The 17624-nt window shown below is 68.4% G+C and carries 15 protein-coding genes and 1 riboswitch; of the genes, 7 read left to right on the plus strand and 8 right to left on the minus strand.

All coding sequences use genetic code 11. The features are described 5' to 3' along the window. Positions 1 to 3: 3 nt before the first annotated feature. The 4 genes from GXK59_RS18895 to GXK59_RS18910 all read left to right on the plus strand — a co-directional run bounded on the left by GXK59_RS18895 (position 4) and on the right by GXK59_RS18910 (position 5342). Positions 4 to 1662: an ABC transporter ATP-binding protein gene (locus tag GXK59_RS18895; RefSeq protein ID WP_160668871.1), complete on the plus strand. Its 1659-nt coding sequence runs from the start codon at positions 4 to 6 to the stop codon at positions 1660 to 1662. Next, complete coding sequence (locus tag GXK59_RS18900; RefSeq protein WP_160668872.1) at positions 1659 to 2462, plus strand: energy-coupling factor transporter transmembrane component T family protein; 804 nt, start codon at positions 1659 to 1661, stop codon at positions 2460 to 2462. Before GXK59_RS18895 ends, GXK59_RS18900 begins: the two co-directional genes overlap by 4 nt. Positions 2463 to 2559: 97 nt before the next feature. Further along, a complete protein-coding gene (locus GXK59_RS18905; RefSeq protein WP_160668873.1) occupies positions 2560 to 4083 on the plus strand; it encodes a UDP-N-acetylglucosamine 1-carboxyvinyltransferase in 1524 nt (507 codons plus the stop codon). A 68-nt stretch (positions 4084 to 4151) separates the two neighbouring features. After that, positions 4152 to 5342 carry a glutamate--cysteine ligase 2 gene (locus GXK59_RS18910; protein WP_160668874.1) on the plus strand — a complete coding sequence of 397 codons (1191 nt, stop codon included), beginning with the start codon at positions 4152 to 4154 and terminating at the stop codon, positions 5340 to 5342. Between the two features lie 20 nt (positions 5343 to 5362). Here the strand turns inward: GXK59_RS18910 and GXK59_RS18915 are convergent, their stop codons facing one another. From GXK59_RS18915 to GXK59_RS18925, 3 genes are read right to left on the minus strand one after another with little or no spacing between them, the layout of a single operon-like run. After that, a complete protein-coding gene (locus GXK59_RS18915; protein WP_160668875.1) occupies positions 5363 to 6571 on the minus strand; it encodes an O-succinylhomoserine sulfhydrylase in 1209 nt (402 codons plus the stop codon). Beyond that, positions 6572 to 7003, minus strand: coding sequence for a rhodanese-like domain-containing protein (locus GXK59_RS18920; protein WP_160668876.1), 432 nt, complete (start codon positions 7001 to 7003; stop codon positions 6572 to 6574). Further along, positions 7000 to 7308 carry a DUF1737 domain-containing protein gene (locus tag GXK59_RS18925; RefSeq protein ID WP_443094300.1) on the minus strand — a complete coding sequence of 103 codons (309 nt, stop codon included), beginning with the start codon at positions 7306 to 7308 and terminating at the stop codon, positions 7000 to 7002. Before GXK59_RS18925 ends, GXK59_RS18920 begins: the two co-directional genes overlap by 4 nt. 15 nt (positions 7309 to 7323) lie before the next feature. Beyond that, positions 7324 to 7438: riboswitch (SAM riboswitch) on the minus strand. 303 nt (positions 7439 to 7741) lie between these two features. On the opposite strand from GXK59_RS18925, the gene GXK59_RS18930 reads away from it, so the two are divergent. After that, positions 7742 to 8686, plus strand: coding sequence for an ATP-grasp domain-containing protein (locus GXK59_RS18930; protein ID WP_160668877.1), 945 nt, complete (start codon positions 7742 to 7744; stop codon positions 8684 to 8686). A gap of 30 nt (positions 8687 to 8716) precedes the next feature. Here the strand turns inward: GXK59_RS18930 and GXK59_RS18935 are convergent, their stop codons facing one another. Beyond that, positions 8717 to 9679 carry an aminodeoxychorismate lyase gene (locus GXK59_RS18935; RefSeq protein WP_160668878.1) on the minus strand — a complete coding sequence of 321 codons (963 nt, stop codon included), beginning with the start codon at positions 9677 to 9679 and terminating at the stop codon, positions 8717 to 8719. 141 nt (positions 9680 to 9820) lie between these two features. Between GXK59_RS18935 and cls the strand changes: the two genes are divergently transcribed. Then, positions 9821 to 11248 (plus strand): cardiolipin synthase, encoded by a 1428-nt coding sequence (gene cls / locus GXK59_RS18940; RefSeq protein ID WP_202129239.1) that lies wholly within the window; start codon positions 9821 to 9823, stop codon positions 11246 to 11248. 54 nt (positions 11249 to 11302) lie between these two features. Here the strand turns inward: cls and pabB are convergent, their stop codons facing one another. Further along, a complete protein-coding gene (pabB, locus tag GXK59_RS18945; protein WP_160668879.1) occupies positions 11303 to 13369 on the minus strand; it encodes an aminodeoxychorismate synthase component I in 2067 nt (688 codons plus the stop codon). Further along, on the minus strand, positions 13366 to 13947 hold the full coding sequence (locus GXK59_RS18950) for a low molecular weight protein-tyrosine-phosphatase (RefSeq protein ID WP_160668880.1): 582 nt from the start codon (positions 13945 to 13947) through the stop codon (positions 13366 to 13368). The genes pabB and GXK59_RS18950 overlap by 4 nt, the downstream gene beginning before the upstream one ends. Positions 13948 to 14199: 252 nt before the next feature. Here GXK59_RS18950 and GXK59_RS18955 point away from each other — a divergent pair, with 252 nt between their 5' ends. Beyond that, positions 14200 to 15033 (plus strand): S1C family serine protease, encoded by an 834-nt coding sequence (locus GXK59_RS18955; RefSeq protein ID WP_160668881.1) that lies wholly within the window; start codon positions 14200 to 14202, stop codon positions 15031 to 15033. Positions 15034 to 15049: 16 nt separating this feature from the next. Here the strand turns inward: GXK59_RS18955 and GXK59_RS18960 are convergent, their stop codons facing one another. Both GXK59_RS18960 and GXK59_RS18965 read right to left on the minus strand, forming a co-directional pair. Further along, entirely contained in the window at positions 15050 to 15544 is a 495-nt protein-coding gene (locus tag GXK59_RS18960) for a MarR family winged helix-turn-helix transcriptional regulator (protein WP_160668882.1), read from the minus strand. Between the two features lie 37 nt (positions 15545 to 15581). After that, on the minus strand, positions 15582 to 17606 hold the full coding sequence (locus tag GXK59_RS18965) for an acetoacetate--CoA ligase (RefSeq protein ID WP_160668883.1): 2025 nt from the start codon (positions 17604 to 17606) through the stop codon (positions 15582 to 15584). Between the last annotated feature and the right edge of the window lie 18 nt (positions 17607 to 17624).

The following is a 17624-nucleotide window of genomic DNA, read 5'->3' on the forward strand; positions in this document are numbered from 1 at the left end:
CGCATGACATCTTTCGACCGGGTCCGCCCGGCTACGATCACCGCTCGCGGCTGGGGCTGGCGGCACGCCGGCCGGTCCCGGCCCGCCGTCAGCGGCCTGGACCTGGACATCCGGCCGGGGGAGCGCGTGCTGCTGCTGGGGCCTTCGGGCGCCGGCAAATCCACGCTGCTCCACGCCCTGGCCGGGGTGCTCGGCGACAGCTCCTCCGGTGACGGTGCTGTTAGTTTTGCCGCTGGCCGTGCTCCGGCGGACGCCGAGGACGCCGACGAGTCCGGCAGCCTGCTGATCGACGGCGCCGCGCCCCGGGCCCGGCGCGGCCGGGCCGGACTGATGCAGCAGGACCCGGAAACGCAGGTGGTGCTCTCACGCCTCGGCGACGACGTCGCCTTCGGTGCGGAAAACCTCTCCGTGTCGCCGGCCGACATCTGGACCCGGGTGGCGGAAGCGCTCGACGACGTCGGGCTGGGCCGGCTGCCGCTGGACCATCCGACGTCGGCGTTGTCCGGCGGCCAGAAGCAGCGCCTGGCGCTCGCCGGCATCCTCGCGATGCGCCCCGGGCTGATTCTCCTCGACGAACCCACCGCCAACCTGGACCCGGCCGGCGTCCTGGAAGTCCGCGACGCCGTCGGCCGCTGCGTGGACAAGACCGGCGCCACCCTGGTGGTGGTGGAGCACCGGGTCGCGGTCTGGAAAGACCTCGTGGACCGGATCGTGGTGCTGCAGCCCGGCTCGGCCACGGACTCCGCCGTGCTGATCGACGGGCCGCCGGACCAGGTGCTGGCGCAGGCGCGGGACATGCTCACCGCAGCGGGTGTCTGGGTGCCCGGTTACGTGCCGCAGACCCGGGCTCGCCGCGCCAGTGCTGCCGGTGCTGGCGGTGCCGCCGGTGCTGCCGGTGCCAATACCGCGCGGCTGCTGCTGGCCGCGGAGGGCCTGGCCGTCTCGCGCGAACGGCCGCGGCGGTCCGGTCTCCGCGGCGGCTTCCGGCCCATCCCGCCGGCGCCGGTGCAGTCCGGCATCGTGGCCCAGGTCCGTGCCGGGGAAGCGCTGACCATCACCGGCCCCAACGGTTCGGGGAAGTCGACTTTCGCCCTGACACTCGCCGGCCTGCTCGCGCCGGTCTCCGGCACGGTCTCCGCCACGCTGGAGCTCAGCGCCGGCGCGGGGATTGATCCGTACAAGTGGAAGGCCCAGCAGCTGATTGCCAGGATTGGCACCGTGTTCCAGGAACCCGAGCACCAGTTCGTCACCGGACGGGTGCTCGATGAGCTGATGTTCGGGCCCCGGCACCTGGGCCGCGGCGGGGACCGCGTGGACGAACTGCTGGAGCGGTTACGGCTGACGGAACTCGTGGACGCCAACCCCTACACCCTTTCCGGCGGTGAAAAGCGGCGGCTGTCCGTGGCCACCGTCCTCGCCGCCCATCCCCACGTGCTCATCCTGGACGAACCCACTTTCGGCCAGGACGCCAACACCTGGGCCGAACTGGCCTCCTTCCTCTCCGAACTCCTCGACGACGGCACCGCCGTCGTGTCGGTGACGCACGACGCCGAATTCAGCGAAGTCCTCGGCGGCACCGAACTCAGCCTGCGCGCCCCCGAACACCGGGCCGCTGACCCGGAACCCGAACACCGGGAGCCGGGGAAGGTGAACGCACCATGAGGCAGGAACTGACGTTGCGCGGCAACCAGGCCCTGCTGACCCGGGCCAATCCGCTGGCGAAGTTCGCCGCCGTCATGCTCATTACGATGGTGCTGGCGCTGTCCATCGACTGGGTGTCCGCCTCGGTGGCGCTCGCCTTGGTGCTGGCGCTCCTTCCGCTGGCCGGGCTGACTCCCGGCCTGCTTTGGCAGCGGGGCTGGCCGCTGATCCTGGCCGCGGCGCTGGGCGGCTGGAGCACCACCATCCTGGCACCGGACAGCGGGAACATCCTGCTCGACGCCAGGATCTGGTCCATCAGCGAAGGCTCCCTGGAACTCGGGCTCGGCTTTATGATCCGCGGCCTGGCTATCGCCCTGCCGGCGGTGCTGCTGATGAGCTGCACCGATCCCACGGACCTGGCGGACGCCCTGGCGCAAAAAGCGAAACTGCCGCACCGCTTCGTCCTCGGGACGCTGGCAGCGATGCGGCTTGTGGGGCTGATGGCCGAAGAGTGGCAGACCATCGGCATGGCACGCCGCGCCCGGGGCGTCGGTTCCCACGGGAATCCATTGCAGCGGCTCCGCGCCACCCTGGGGCAGAGCTTCGGGCTGCTGGTCCAGGCCGTCCGGCGGGCCTCCCGGCTCGCGGTCACCATGGAGGCCCGCGGCTTTGGCGGCGCACAACGGACCTGGGCCCGGACGTCGGTGTTCAGCGGACTGGACGCCTGGGTGTTCCTCGGCGGGCTGCTGATCGCCGGGGCCGCCGTCGCCGCCGCACTGGCGGCCGGGACCTGGAACATGGTCTTCCTCGCACGCCAGTAGCGCCCGGTTATCGCACCGGCCGGGTATCTCTGTGAGATTCGCGGCATTCCGGCGGAAATGCCCGGGGTTAATAAATCATGCGTGATATTTTCTTGGGATGACTCAAGAGACTGCTGAACACGTTGGCGCCCTGCTCCGCGAAGCCCGCGGCCAGAAGGGCTGGACCCAGGGCCAGCTCGCCGCCGAGCTGGGCACCAGCCAGAGCGCCATCGCCCGCATGGAACAGGGCAAGCAGAACCTCAGCCTGAAAATGATCCAGCGGCTGGAGGCCATCTTCGGCCGGAGCATCCTCAAAGTGGGACGCCCTGCCATGACGCATCTGCGCGTTGAAGGCGGCCGCACCCTGTCCGGTTCCGTGGACGTCAACAGCAGCAAGAACGCAGGCGTCGCCCTGCTGTGCGCCAGCCTGATCAACCGCGGCACCACCATCCTGCGCCGGCTGGCACGGATCGAGGAGGTCAACCGGATCGTCGAGGTGCTGACGAGCATCGGCGTCGAATGCACCTGGCTGAACGCCAACGACCTGCAGATCCGCCGCCCCGCCGTACTGGACCTCGGCTCCATGGACGTCGAGGCCGCCCGCCGGACCCGCAGCGTTATCATGCTGCTGGGACCGCTCCTGGACGAATCCAGCGAATACCGGCTGCCCTATGCCGGCGGCTGCGACCTCGGCACCCGCACCGTGCAGCCGCACATGCAGGCACTGCGCCAGTTCGGCCTCAGCGTCGACGCCAAATCCGGCTTTTACGCCGTGCAGGCGCCGCCGTCGGACGGGCACGACCGCTCCTTCGTGCTCAGCGAACGCGGCGACACCGTGACCGAAAACGCGATCATGGCCGCCGCCCACCGCAGCGGCACCACCATCATCCGCAACGCCAGCCCCAACTACATGGTGCAGGATCTGTGCTTCTACCTGCAGATGCTCGGCGTCGGGATCGAGGGCGTGGGGACCACCACGCTGAAGATCATCGGCCGCCCCTCGGTCGACGCGGACATCGAGTACTTCCCCTCCGAGGACCCGATCGAAGCGATGAGCCTGATCACCGCCGGCATCGTCACGAACTCGGAAGTCACCATCCGGCGCGTCCCGATCGAATTCATGGAAATCGAGCTCGCGACGCTGGAACAGATGGGCCAGCAGCTGGAAGTGTCCGGCGAGTACCTGGCCCGCAATGGGCGCACGCGGCTGGTGGACGTCACCACCAGGCCCTCCGAGCTTCGCGCCCCCGAGGACAAGATCCACCCCATGCCGTTCCCCGGGCTGAACATCGACAACCTGCCCTTCTTCGCGGTCATCGCCGCGAATGCCCAGGGCCAGACGATGATCCACGACTGGGTGTATGACAATCGGGCGATCTACCTGACCGAACTGAACAAGCTCGGCGCCCAGGTGCAGCTGCTGGACCCGCACCGGATCTACGTCAACGGACCCACCAAATGGCGTGCGGCCGAGGTTGGCTGCCCGCCTGCCCTCCGGCCCGCGGCCTGCCTGCTGCTGGCGATGCTCGCCGCCCGCGGAGTCTCGGAACTGCGCAATATCTACGTGATCGAGCGCGGCTACGAGGACCTGGCCGAGCGGCTCAACACCATCGGCGCCAAGATCGAGTACTTCCAAGACTGAATGCGCTGAATCCCCTGGCCCCGCGTTAAGGTGGGGCGTTTCGGCGGATCCTGTCGCACAATAGAATCATGCGGACCTTCGGCGTGGAGGAAGAACTGCTCATAGTGGACCCCGAAACCGGGATGCTGCTTGCCCTCGCCGACGCCATGCTGCCCCGTCTCGTCCCGCCGATCCCGGACGCCCAGGGCGCCCCGGTCGACCCGGCGCAGCCGCCGGCCCACGAGGACCCCGACTTCAGCTACGAGCTCAAGCTCGAACAAATCGAAACCCAGACGCGGCCCTGCCTGGAGTACCCGGAGCTGCTCCGGCAGCTCAGGCAGGGCCGGGCCCGCGCGGACCAGGCCGCCCGGGAGCACGGCGGCCGGGTCGCGGCCCTCGCCACGTCGCCGCACGGCTCCGCCACCCACCTGACGCCGAAGCAGCGCTACATGGCCATGCAGCAGCGCTTCGGGCTCACGGTCCGGAACCAGCTGACCTGCGGCCTCCACGTCCACACCTTGGTGGAGTCCCCGGAGGAGGGCGTGGCGGTGATGGACCGGATCCGGGACAAGCTCGCCGTGCTGATCGCCCTCAGCGCGAACTCCCCCTATTGGAACGGTGCGGAGACAGGGTTCGAAAGCTACCGCACGCAGGCGTGGAACCGCTGGCCGGGGTCCGGGCCCACGATGATCTTCGGCAGCCTGCCGGTCTACCGCCGGGTTGTGACCCGACTGGTGGAAACCGGCGTCCTTATGGACGAGGGCATGGTCTACTTCGACTCACGGCTGTGCCGGCATCATCCCACCGTGGAGGTCCGGGTCGCCGATGTCTGCCTGCGCGCTGAGGACGCGGCGCTGATCGCTGTCCTGGTGCGGGCGCTTGTCGAGTCGGCGTCCCGGGAATGGAACGACGGCGTCGATCCCGCCCCGGTGCCGACACTGCTGCTGCGGATGGCCGCGTGGCAGGCGAGCAACTGCGGACTGCGCGGGCAGCTGCTGGACTTCGGAACCTTCACCCCTGCCCCGGCCGCGGACGTGGTCCAGGCCCTGGTGGACTTCGTGGCGCCGGTGCTGGAGGAACAGGGCGAGCTGGGCCTGGTGCGCCAGGGCATCGGCCGGATCCTGGCCGAGGGCACCGGTTCCCTGCTGCAGCGGGAGCCGTTCCACGCAGGCGGGCTGACCGCCGTCGTCGAACGGGCCGTCGACGTGACCATGCAGGGAGCGGACGACGGGGAACCGGCCGATGAGGGATCGACTCTTGGCCGGGTCCGCCGGGGCTAAGGCGAGCGAACCGAACGGCGCTAGACCTGCTTGAGCGCCTGGCCGAGGTCGCGGACCAGGTCCCCGACGTCTTCGAGGCCCACGGAGAGGCGCACCACGCCGTCGCTGAGCCCGATCGCCGCCCGGCCCTCCGGCCCCATGGCGCGGTGCGTTGTGGTGGCGGGATGGGTGATGAGGGACTTCGAATCGCCCAGGTTGTTGGAGATGTCGATGATCCGGAGCCCGTCCAGGAGCGCAAACGCGGCCTCCTTCGCCGAACGCCCGGCGGACGGCGAGAGCTCGAAGGTCAGCACGGTGCCGCCGGCCTTCATCTGCCGGGCGGCCAGCTCGTACTGCGGATGGGACGGCAGCAGCGGGTACTTGACCCAGCTGACCGCGGGCTGCTCCTGGAGCCATTCGGCCAGCCGCAGCGCGGAGGAGGAGGAGTGGTTCACCCGCAGGGCCATCGTCTCCAGCCCCTTGGTCAGCACCCACGCGTTGAAGGCCGAGAGCGCCGGGCCGGTGTGGCGCATGAGCTGTTTGACCGGTCCCTCGATGAACTCCTTGGTGCCCAGGATCGCGCCGCCAAGCACCCTGCCCTGGCCGTCGATGTGCTTGGTCCCCGAATACACGATCACATCCGCGCCAAGCTCACCGCAGCGCTGCAGCAGGGGAGTGGCAAAGACGTTGTCGACGACGACGGTCGCGCCGGCGGCATGCGCCAGTTCGCTCACGGCGGCGATGTCCACGATTTCCTGCATCGGGTTCGACGGCGATTCGAAGAAGACCGCCGTCGTCGGCTCCGAGAGCGCAGACCGCCACTGCTCCAGGTCCGGGCCGTCCACGAAAACCGTCTCGACACCCCAGCGGGGGAGGATCTCGTTGAGGATCACGAAGCACGAGCCGAACAGCGACCGGGCCGCGACGATGCGGTCGCCGGCGGCCAGCAGGGCGCCGAGCGCGGTGAAGACCGCGGACATGCCCGAAGCGGTGGCAAAACAGGCCTCGGTGCCTTCGAGCAGCCGGAGCCGCTCCTGGAAGGTGGCCACCGAGGGGTTGCCGTAGCGGGAGTAGACGAAGCGTTCGTCCTCGCCGGTGAAGGCGCGCTCCGCGGCGGCCGCGGATTCGTAGACGAAGCCGGAGTTCAGGAAGATCGGCTCGGTGGTTTCCTGGAAGCCGGTGCGGTCGAGGCCGCCGCGGACAGCCTGGGTGTCGGCGCTCCAGCCGGCGGCATCAGGGTTGAAGGTCACTTAGTGCTTTCCAAGGTTGGTGGGCAGGCCGCGGTTCTTCCAGCCGTTCACGGTGCGTTCGCCGTGGCGGTCCGGTGCGCCTTCGAAGCCCTCGAGGACGTTGTAGGAGGTGAAGCCGGCCTCCGTTGCTGCGAGTGCCGCGGCGACGGACCGGGCGCCCGAACGGCACAGGAAGACCAGCTCGGTTCCTCGGCCTTCCGGGGCCTGCTGTTTCAGCTGCCGCGTTAGCTGTTCGATGAACTGCGAATTGGGGATCCCGCCGGCCAGATTCCACTGGATGAAGAGCGGATCGTTCCGTCGTTCGCCCGCGGCCGCGGTGTCTGGGATGCCGATGTGGGCCCATTCGGCCTCGGTGCGGACGTCCACCAGGAGGGCGCCGTCCTCGAGCTTGGCCCAGGCCTCCTGCGGGCTGAGGTCTCCGGCGTAGCTCACGCGTGGCCCTCGCCGTCGAACTCGAGATCATCCACGGCGTTGGCGACGGCGGCATCGGCGCTGGCGATAGCTGCCGGCAGCACCACGGCCTGGGCCACGATGACGCTGCTGCCGTTGAACGTGGCGGCGGGGCTGCCGTGCAGCACATAGCCCTCGGCGAGGGCGGCCGAGACGCGCTCGCAGAATGCCCGGTCGTCGGGGCCGGTGAACAGGCGGTACGCCAGTTTCTCCTCGGCGGTACCGGGGACTGCGGGGGCTGGGGCTGGTGCTGTAGTGGGGACAGCGGGGGCGGACGCGTCAGGCACGACGGATCTCCTTCTCTTTCACGCTTGCAGCTCGAATGGTCGATATGCCGAGTATTCACCTGAGGCACCCCGCCGCGAAAGGGAGGGTTGCCGACCGGCCAGTCAGGGCTTGGCACCGGTTCTCATTACTCACCCAAAAACGTAGCACCTGTGACGTTGGCCCGCATCGCCGCCGTCGTCATGTTAAGTAACGGCGGACCGGGTACCGGCCGCCAGACCTGAGTACCCCGTGCCCGGGCGGCCCACTCCGGCCTCCGCAATTACGAGTACCCGCTACTCGGGCTTTCCGACAGACCCCTCGCCTTTACTAAAGGGGCACGTCCAAGAGTGCCCAGAAGGTCTCATGAAGCACGAAACTCGCCGGGGGGCAATTCCACATGGTGTCGATCCACGTACCGCGCCCGTCCATCATTGGTCGCCCCCTGGGACGGCCATGAAGCCCCGGGTTCTGCTCACCGGCGCCGGCGGTTCCGCGGGCCGGGCCCTGGCAGCCCAGCTCAAATCCCGGGGCATCCCCGTCCTGGGCACTGATATCCGTGAGCTTCCGCCCAAGGCCGGCATCACCGTGGTGCCGGTGCCGCCGGCAAGCGACCCGGAGATGGTCTCGGCGCTCCGCCGCCTCGTCACCCGGGAGGGAATCAACGTGGTCATCCCAACCGTGAGCTCGGAACTTCCGCTTCTTGCGGCGTACCGGGCCGCATTCGGCGCCGACGTACGCGTCATCATCGGCGATCCCGGGCCGGTGTCCGTCGCCCATGACAAGCTCTTCACCGCCTGGCAGCTGCAGTCCTCAGGCATACCCGTTCCCCGCTTCGGCGTTCCCAGTGACTTCGCCGACGCGGAAGCCGCTATGGCGGCGCTGGGAGGCCCCGTCGTCGTCCGGCCCCGACTCTCCTGCGGGGCGCACGCCGCCGTGGTCATCGACGGAAGCGGGGATGTGGACTGGCGCCGGCTGCCGGACGGCCAGATGGTCCAGGAGTTCATTCCCGGTCCGGGGTACGGACCCATGGTCTTCGGTACTCCGGCGCACAACGGAAGCGCGCCGTTCGTCGTCGTCGTGGAAAAGATCGAACTGGACCGCGGCGCCGTTGGCAAGGCAGTCGTGACGCGGCGTGTGGAAGTGGACGAAGACATGGACGTGGGCAACGTGGCCATGGCGGCCGTGCGCTCGCTCGGACTGGCAGGGCCGGTCGACGTCGATGTGCGCCGCCGCGCGGACGGGACCCCGGTGGTCCTCGACGTGAACGCCCGTTTCGGCGCGAACAGCTGGCGTGCCCCGGAACTGCTCGACGCGGTGCTGGCGTCCTTCGCGCTGCCGTCGTTCAACCCGGCATCCTTCAGGGGTGCCGCCCGCGCGTACGCCGGTGCCCTGGTCTGACCCCGCGTTGCCTGTCTGTTGCGGCGGGGCTTATTCGATGGTGGCGTAGAGCGCGTTGAGCTCCGCGGTGAGTTGCTTGCGCAGCTCCGGCGTGCCGATTTCCTTGCCGTCGATGTGGTTGACGGGCGCCAGCAGGCGGATGCTGGAGATCAGCCACACGGCGTCGGCGTCGTACAGGTCGCGGGGCTCCAGCGGGCCGTAGCCCAGCTCCCAGCCGGCCGCCTTCGCCGCCGTGAACAGGGCCCCCTGCGAGGTGCCCGGCAGGATCCCGCTGTCGAGCTGGGGCGTGATGAGCCGCCGGACGGTGCGGACCCCGCCGGCCCCGTCGTCGGCGGTCTCCAGGTGCGCGAGCAGGACGGTCGACGTCGGACCCTCCAGGACCCGGCCGTCCGCCGAGGTGAAGATGACGTCGTCCGCGCCCTGGGCGTGCGCGTAGCGGAGCGCGGCCATGTTGACGGCGTAGGAGAGTGTCTTGGCGCCCATGAGCAGCCACGGCGCCCGCTCCCCGACTTCGCTGTCGTAGCCGCGGTCCAGCAGGATGACGTCGACCCCGGTCTCACGCTGGCGCCTCCCGGCCGGTCCGGGTGCGGAAGCCTGGACCCAGCAGGTGGGCCCTGCCGCACCTTCGACGCCGCGGGTCACCAGGAGCTTGACCACGAGCTCGTCGTCATCGGTGGTCCCGGCGCCGGGCACATGCTGGCGCCGGTATTCGCTGATTGCCGTCGCGATGGCCCGGCGCCAGGCGTCCTCGGCCGGGATGTCCAGGTCCAGGAGCCGGGCTGAACCGGCCAGCCGGTTCAGGTGCGCCTGGAGCTTGCGGGGCTGCCCGCCCACGGCCAGCAGCGACTCGAAAACACCGTCGCCGCGGGTGGCGCCCTGGTCCGTGGCCATCAGCTGCGGCTTAGTGGCATCGGCCAGCCGGCCGTCGTCGAACGCGGGATCGAGGAAGACCAGCACCGGGGCAGGGGCGGGGGCGGCGGCAGGAGAAGTCATGGCTTCAGCTTAGTGCGGCGGGGAACGGGGTAGGATTTGACGATTGCCCGTTCCGGAACTGTTCCGCGGGTCTGGAGCTTGAGGGGTTCGCCTGTGCTGTGGCCATTTTCGCTGGCGGAAACGCTGCCGTCCTGGGTGATCATGATTCTGACTGTGGTGGACCTGGCCATCCGGGTGCTGCCCCTCGGCATCATCCCCGGAAACCGCCGGCCCACGACGGCCATGGCCTGGCTCCTGATCATCTTCTTCGTCCCGGCCGTGGGCCTGGTCCTCTTCCTGCTCTTCGGCAACTTCCGTCTCTCCCGCAAACGCCGGGCGCAGCAGGACGCCGTGAACACCCGGGTGCGCGCGGGCACCTCGGAACTGGCGATGCTGGAAAGCACCTACGAAGGCCCGGACTGGGTGCTGTCCGCGGCGGAACTGAACAAGACCCTGGGCTCGCTGCCGATGGTGGACGGCAACCACGTGGAGCTCCTGCCCGGCTACCCGGACTCGATCAAGGCGATGGCTGCCGCCGTCCGCGAGGCAGAGTCCTTCGTCAACGCCGAGTTCTACATCCTGAGCTCGGACCACATCACGGATGACCTGCTGACCGCGATGGAGGAAGCCGCCGAACGCGGCGTCGAGGTCCGCCTCCTGTTCGACCACCTGGGGACCCTGCGCATCAAGGGCTACCGCAAGCTGATCGCCCGGCTCAAGGCCAGCAAGATCCGCTGGCGGCCCATGCTGCCGCTGCGGCCCGTGCACGGGCAGTGGCGCCGGCCGGACCTGCGCAACCACCGCAAGATCATGGTGATCGACGGCGAAGTCGCCTTCACCGGTTCGCAGAACCTGATCGAGCCCTCCTACAACAACCCGCGGCACCGCAAGATCGGCCGTGAGTGGGTCGAGCTGATGGCCTGCCTGCGCGGGCCGATCGTCACCACCCTCAACGTGGTCTTCGCCACCGACTGGCTCAACGAGACAGACGAGTCCCTCGAGGACCAGCTCGCGCACCGGCCCGAACTGCACGCCGGCAACATCACGGCCCAGGTGGTGCCCAGCGGCCCCGGCTTCATTACCGAAAACAACCTGCGGCTCTTTAACACGCTGATCTACTCCGCGCAGCGCAAGCTCTCGATCTGCAGCCCGTACTTCGTCCCGGATGATTCGCTCCTGTACGCGGTGACGACGGCGGCGCAGCGCGGCGTCGACGTCGAACTGTTCGTTTCGGAAAAGGGCGACCAGTTCCTGGTCCACCACGCCCAGCAGTCCTACTACGAGGCGCTGCTTGAGGCCGGGGTGCGGATCTACCTGTACAAGGCCCCGTTCGTGCTGCACGCCAAGCACTTCACGATCGACAACGAGGTTGCCGTGCTGGGCTCCAGCAACATGGACATGCGCTCGTTCTCGCTGAACCTCGAGGTCTCGGTGATGCTGCTGGGTGAGGACATCGTGCGGCGGATCAGCGCTGTGGAGGACACCTACCGGGACATTTCGCGTGAACTGACGCTCGAGGACTGGATGAAGCGGCCCATTGGTGTCAAATACGTGGACAACGTCGCGCGGCTGACGTCCACCCTGCAGTAGGCCGCCCGGCGGCACGGCGGCACGACGGCGGCACGACGGCATCCGGTGTGGGCGTCAGCAGACCGGGAACTCCGCGCCGAGCGCGGAGAGGACACCGAAGGCCTTGGTCCGGATCTCCTCGTACTCCTCCTGCGGCGAGGAATCCGCCGTAATCGCGCCGCCGACGCCGAGGCTCAGCCCGGTGCCGGCCCCGGCCTGGTCCGTGAGGACGAGGGTCCGGATCGCGACGGCCAGGTCGGTGGCGCCACTGAGCGAGAAATAGCCGATCGCCCCGGAGTACACACCCCGCGGTGCGCCCTCGAGCCGGTCCAGGATCGCCATGGTGCTGACCTTGGGGGCGCCGGTCATGGAACCTGCCGGGAAACAGGCCGCGACGGCCTCGGCCCTGGGCATGCCGGGCCTGAGCCGGGCATCGATGGTGCTCACCATCTGGTGGACCGTGGCATAGCTTTCGATCGCGCAGAGCCGGCTGACCGACACCGAGCCCGGCACGGCGAAATGGCTCAGATCGTTGCGCAACAGGTCCACGATCATGATGTTTTCGGCGCGGTCCTTCGGTGAGGACGCCAGCTCGTGCCGCAACTCCGCGTCCCTGGCGGGATCCGCATCCCGGTGCCGGGTGCCCTTGATGGGCTCGGCGCGCATCCCGCCGTCGGCCGTAATCTTGAGGAAGCGTTCCGGCGAGGTGCTTGCCACGGTAAGGTCCCCGAACCGCAGGTAGCTGGCGAACGGTGCGGGATTTCTCCGGCGCAGCGCCAGATAGGCCTGCCGCGGGTCCAGGGCGGCGGCGGGAAGTGCAGCCGTCAACGCCGTGGTCAGGCAGACCTCGTAGGTGTTGCCCTCGGCGATCTCGTGCTGGGCCCGGGTGATTTTGGCTTTGTAGGAGACTTCCGAGTCCCGTGCGGCGAAGTCCAGGGCGTGGCCAGGGGTATAAGGTCCGACGGCGCCGCTGGCTCTGTCCTCCCTCCCGGATGCCGCCGCCTGCCCTACGGCCGCCCCGGTCGCGGCGGCGCGGGCCGTCTCCAGCCAGTCACCGGCATCCGTGGTGTCCAGGACCAGGAGCCAGACAGTGCGCTCCACATGGTCCAGGACCACCGCGCGCCCGGCGAACAGCAGGCAGGCGTCGGGGGTTTCGGCGGTGACGTCGCTGCCCCCGGTCTCACGTTTGAGTTCGTAGCCGAGGTAGCCAAGCCAGCCCAGGGTGAACTCGCACGGGTAGGCCTCCGGGCCGCGGAGGGTGCGGTGACCCCAGACTCCATCAAGCCAGCGGAAGAACGGCCCCTCGGTGGTGACGCTGGCGTTGCCAACGCTCACCCGGGTTGTCCCTGAACTGTGCCGGACCGACTGGCCGTGCGCGCCGCCGTCGTCCGCCAGGATGCTGAAGCGGCTGCGTTCCGCCGCCGCGCTGCCGTCGGGCGCCAGGGAGGAATCGAGCCAGACGGCATTGGCCGAGCGGCCGAACAGGGACTCGAACAGCAGGGCCGGGTCCGGGTCGGCGTCGATCCGTTCGGCGCGGAGCTGAAGGCCGCGGCGGGCGCCAAGTTCGGGGAGCAGCACCGGGGCCAGCGCTGGCAGGTATTGGAGGGCCTGCAGCACTTCCGCCGGGGCGGCGCCGTCGGCAAGGTTGAGCACCCGGATATCGGCGCGGGCCGGAACGTCGTCCCCGGCCAGCCATGCCTCCTCCTGGGCGGCCCACTCATCCCAGTAGGGTTCGTAGCTTGCGCCATCGCGGGCCAGGGCCCTGCTGCGCCGGTCCTGCTCGGGCGAATCCGTCCAGATCGCCGCGGCCAGGAAGGGGAGGGCGGCCTCCGCTGCAGCACCCACCCCTTCCACCAGGACGATTTCGGCGGGCTGGGTGGTGCGGGTGTCGCCGTCGTAATGCGCGGCCCAGTCCCAGCTGACCCATTCGGCGGGATCGCCGCGGTGCAGCGGGGCCAGCACGGCGGAGACGTAGCGCTCAATGCCGGGCGTGAGCCCGTTCCAGCCGGGGTAGATGTCTTCAAGATGGAAGAGGGAGACCTTGTGGTGTTCGCGGAGCCGTGCCGCCAGTTCGATCGCCAGGGTGGTCTTGCCGGCGCCGGATCGTCCGTCGATGGCGATGATGACGGGTGCGGGACTCATGAAATAGAGCGTACCCGCTGCTGTGCATTGGGTTGATCGCTGCCCGGCTGCTGCCCGCCCGGCCCTTGACGCCGGGCGAGCTCCGCCCGGATATGCGCCACGATACCGGGGAGCGCGGCGTTGATCAGGTTCCAGGTGAGGTCGAAGTCCGCGTGGCCGCCGTACCAGGGGTCTTCGATGCCCTGGTCGAGGGGGTCCCTGCCCGCGACGGCCGGATCAAAGCTGCGCAGCATCCGGATCTTGGACAGGGACTCGCGGTCCGGCGCCGCCTGCTGCAGCCAGCCGAAATGGTCGACGTCCAGGGCGAGGATGAGGTCGCGGGTTGCGAACCACTGTGCCCGCCATTCGCGTGCCACGTGACGCTCCGAGGTGATGCTGTGGGCGGTGAGCTTGCGGGCGGCCCGCGGGTCAATCGGACGGCCGACCTCGTAGGCCGTGGTTCCGGCGGAATCCACCACCGCGCCGGTCAGCCCGTCCGCGGCGATGGCCTCCGCCAGCATCAATTCGGCCATCGGCGACCGGCAGATGTTCCCGGTGCAGACCGCGATGATCCGGTACTGGCTCGACGTTGAGGTCATAGTGCAAGCATGGATCATGCGGGTCCGCTTGGCTAGTTTCCGGGCAGCGGATGTTACAGGGCTTGTCATGCTTGTATCAATTGCTGTCATGACGGCCGGCCGGGGCCTTTGCCCCTAACCGGGGGCCAGCGAAGGCAGAAATATGTCCCCATGGCGCTGGAAAGGAACGTACCGCCTCCGGTCCCGGCGGCCAGCACGGCGGCGCAGTCGTCGGATGGGGCCCCGAACGCTCCGAAGCGGAACCGCCGATACGTGTTCAGATTGTTCCCGCTGGCGGCCATGGGCGCGGTCGCTGCGCTCGTCGGTGCCGGCGCCGCGCTGCTTGTGGCGCGTGCTTCGGGCTGGGGCACCGAAACCGTGGTCAAGCAGTATTTGACCGCCGGCGGAGCGGTTTCGGACCACCCCCTGGATATCAAGGCCCTGCGGGCCGCGGCACTCCCCGCCGTGGTCTCCGTGCAATCCACAACCGCCCAGTCGAACGCCTTCCTGGACCCCGCCGGCGGCACCCGGGTGACGGCCCAAGGTACGGGCATAGTGATTGGCAGCACGGGTGAGATCATTACCAACGCACATCTGGTCAGGGGAGTGGTCAGCGGAGGGTCGACCGTAACCGTGACGTTCCAGGACAGTAGCCAGCATTCCGCCCGGATCGTCGGCTCGGACTGTGACCACGATCTGGCCCTGTTGCAGGTCGACGGCGTGAAGAACCTGCCCGTGCTGGAGCTGGGGGACTCGGGGTCCGCGGCGCCCGGTGATGGTGTCATCGCAATCGGATACGCCTTGGACCTGGACGGCGGTCCGAGCGTCACCACCGGAATCATCTCGGCCACCGGACGGACTTCCATTGCGGATACGGGTTTCGGCACCAGTTGCAGGCTGGCCGAGATGCTCCAGACCGATGCTCCCACCAGCTCGGGCGACTCCGGTGGCCCTTTGCTCGATACGGGCGGCCACGTGATCGGCATCAACACCATGGTTGCCGCGTCCACCTCACAAACCTCGGTGAACGGGATCAGTTTTGCCATTGGGGCCGACACCGTCAAATCCCTGCTCCCCAGCCTTCGCGCCGGCGGCGCAGGCGGCTGAAACCGCAATATTTGAACTAGCGTTCCACGGGATTCCCGGACCAGACGGCCTTGCGGAGAATGGACCGCAGGGACGCCACCTCCTCGCCGGTAAGCATGACCAGCTGTCGCGACTCGGCGGCCTGAGTTGCCTTCTGGGCGGCAGTATGGAGGGTGCGGCCGGCCTTTGTGGCGGACACCAGTTTCTGCCGCCGGTCAGAGGGCCCCGGCTTTCTTTCCACCAGGCCGCGCTGTTCCAGCTCATCAATGAGGGCCACGATCTGGCTGGGATCCAGGCTGAGGAACTCGGCCAGTTCGCGTTGGGTTGGTCCCAGATTGCCGCAGGCCAGCGCAAGCACGGAGTAGGACCGCTCCTTCAGCCCGAACTCTGCAAGGGCGGCGTTGTTCAGCACGCTGCCGGCGGCGTGCAGCTTGGCCAGCAGGAAGCCGATGTCAGTGCTGATGCTTGATTCCGCCAGCCGGGTGGAAACCTCGCCGGAGCTTTCGGCGGCGTCGTGTACCTGTTGTGTCATGGTGCCTTTCGGGCGGGTAGCCGGCCGGGTCGTTGAATTATTCAATGATCCCACGTGCACCGCGTTCCCGGTAGCTCTGTGCCTGGACGATGAACCATTCCATCGCCTCCGGGTTGGCAAGGGCCCGCACGCTGACCGCATCCCGGGGCGCCAGCCCGGTGAAGAGCTTCTTGATGGGCACCTCAACCCGCTTCATGGAGTGGGTGACGGGAATTGCCGGTGCCTGGATGATTTCGTCCGGAACATGGCGTGCCGAGGAACGCGCGCGGATCGCCGACCGGATGCGGTCCCGCAGGGGGTCGTCCAGGGCTGCGCCCGGGGCGAGCACCACGAACAGCGGCATGTAGTAGCCACCGTCCGGTTGCTCGGCGCCGACGACAAGGGAATCTGTAATTTCCGGAATGCCGGCAAGGGCTGCGTAAATGTCCGAGGTGCCCAGCCGCACACCGCCACGGTTTAGGGTGGCGTCGGACCGGCCATGGACGACGAACGAGCCCCGCGGGGTTTCGGTGATCCAGTCACCGTGCGTCCACACTCCGGGAAACTTGGCGAAATAGGAGTCGAAGTAGCGTGATCCGTCCGGGTCGCCCCAGAAGTAGATCGGCATGGACGGCATTGGCCGTGTGATGACCATTTCGCCGATGCCGCCGATCACCCCTTGCCCGGTGTCGGCCCAGGACTCGACGGAGACCCCCAGCAGAGGGCCCTGGAGTTCTCCCAGGCGGACTGGTTCCAGGGGATTTGAGCCGATGAAGCCGGAACAGATATCAGTGCCGCCGGAGTCGGAGCCGAGGTGCACATCGGCCTTGACGTGTTCGTGGACCCACCGCCAGGTGGAGTCCGGCAGAGGTGAACCGGTGGACATGATGAAGCGGAGCTTCGCCAGGTTCCAGTCCAGCCCCGGCTCCAGCCCGGACTTTTCCACGAGGGAAAGATAGGCGGCACCCGTAGCAAACATCGTGGCACCGGTGTTTGCCAGGATCTGGAATTGTCGGTCCTTGCGGGCAAGGGTTGGCGAGCCGGAGTAGGTGACCACGGATGCGCCGGTGACGAGGTAGCTGACCAGGGTGTTCCACACCATCCACGAGGTGTTGGCCGCCACGTAGTACAGGTCCCCAGGTCCGGCATCCTGGTTCAGGCCGATGCCCTTCAGCGCCTCCAGAGTCATGCCGCCATGGGAGTGGACGATGCCCTTCGGCGCGCCCGTCGTGCCGGAGGAAAAAAGCACCCACAGCGGGTGGTTGAACGGAACCCGCTCGTAGGCGGGCTCGGCGTCCTCGCCCAGAAGCCCGTCGAAGGAGAGCCGGCCCGCTGCCGGCTCCTGGCCAGGGTGGAGGCAGCGGACCACGATGGTCTGGCGGAGACTGGGAAGCCCGGCCTCCACTTCGGCCAGTCGATCGAGCCTGGATATTTCCTTGCCGTTGAAACGGTAGCCGTCCACCCCGATCAGCACGGTCGGTTCGAGCTGACGCAAGCGGTCCAGGCTCGCCTCAGCCGAGAGGTCCGGGGAGTTGATGGACCAGAGTGCGCCGATGCTGGCAGCCGCGAGGAGTCCGATCAGGGCCTCGGGGATGTTGGGCAGCACGGCGCCGACGCGGTCCCCGGGCTTCACGCCCAGGCGCCTCAGTGCTGCGGCGAGGGACGCGACCTGGCGCTCGAATTCCTCCCAGCTGAGCGAGCGGGTGGAATCGTCCTCCTCAACAGTAAGCACCGCCGTCGTACTTCTCTGCTTGTCCCGGTTGCTACGACGGAAGACGTTCTCGGCAAGGTTGAGCCGGCCCTCCGGATACCAGCGGGCGCCGGGCATCCGCTCCTCAACCAGGGCCGGGCCGTCGAGTCCGTCGCCGATCACCTGGAAGTATTCGGTCACGGCGGCCCAGAAGTCACCCAGCTCGTCTACGGACCACTGCCAGGTCTCGCGGTAGTTGGATAGCCCGATTCCGCGACTCTCGGAGACGTGCTCCATGAAGTCCCAGAGCCGCGTGGCCTCGCGTTGTTGCGGTCTGGGAGACCACATCACCGGTGGGGCTCCGGCGGCTTCGGTCTGGACTTCTTGAGGCATCGTTGCCCTTCCTGGATA

This window comes from Pseudarthrobacter sp. ATCC 49987, from assembly GCF_009928425.1.
In the GTDB taxonomy this organism is placed as follows: Bacteria; Actinomycetota; Actinomycetes; order Actinomycetales; family Micrococcaceae; genus Arthrobacter.

Coding starts and splice junctions, on each gene's coding strand:
- GXK59_RS18895 (WP_160668871.1), top strand. CDS start 4: ATGACATCTTTCGACCGGGTCCGCCCGGCTACGATCACCGCTCGCGGC.
- GXK59_RS18900 (WP_160668872.1), top strand. CDS start 1,659: ATGAGGCAGGAACTGACGTTGCGCGGCAACCAGGCCCTGCTGACCCGG.
- GXK59_RS18905 (WP_160668873.1), top strand. CDS start 2,560: ATGACTCAAGAGACTGCTGAACACGTTGGCGCCCTGCTCCGCGAAGCC.
- GXK59_RS18910 (WP_160668874.1), top strand. CDS start 4,152: ATGCGGACCTTCGGCGTGGAGGAAGAACTGCTCATAGTGGACCCCGAA.
- GXK59_RS18930 (WP_160668877.1), top strand. CDS start 7,742: ATGAAGCCCCGGGTTCTGCTCACCGGCGCCGGCGGTTCCGCGGGCCGG.
- GXK59_RS18935 (WP_160668878.1), bottom strand. CDS start 9,679: ATGACTTCTCCTGCCGCCGCCCCCGCCCCTGCCCCGGTGCTGGTCTTC.
- cls (WP_202129239.1), top strand. CDS start 9,821: ATGATTCTGACTGTGGTGGACCTGGCCATCCGGGTGCTGCCCCTCGGC.
- pabB (WP_160668879.1), bottom strand. CDS start 13,369: ATGAGTCCCGCACCCGTCATCATCGCCATCGACGGACGATCCGGCGCC.
- GXK59_RS18950 (WP_160668880.1), bottom strand. CDS start 13,947: ATGACCTCAACGTCGAGCCAGTACCGGATCATCGCGGTCTGCACCGGG.
- GXK59_RS18960 (WP_160668882.1), bottom strand. CDS start 15,544: ATGACACAACAGGTACACGACGCCGCCGAAAGCTCCGGCGAGGTTTCC.
- GXK59_RS18965 (WP_160668883.1), bottom strand. CDS start 17,606: ATGCCTCAAGAAGTCCAGACCGAAGCCGCCGGAGCCCCACCGGTGATG.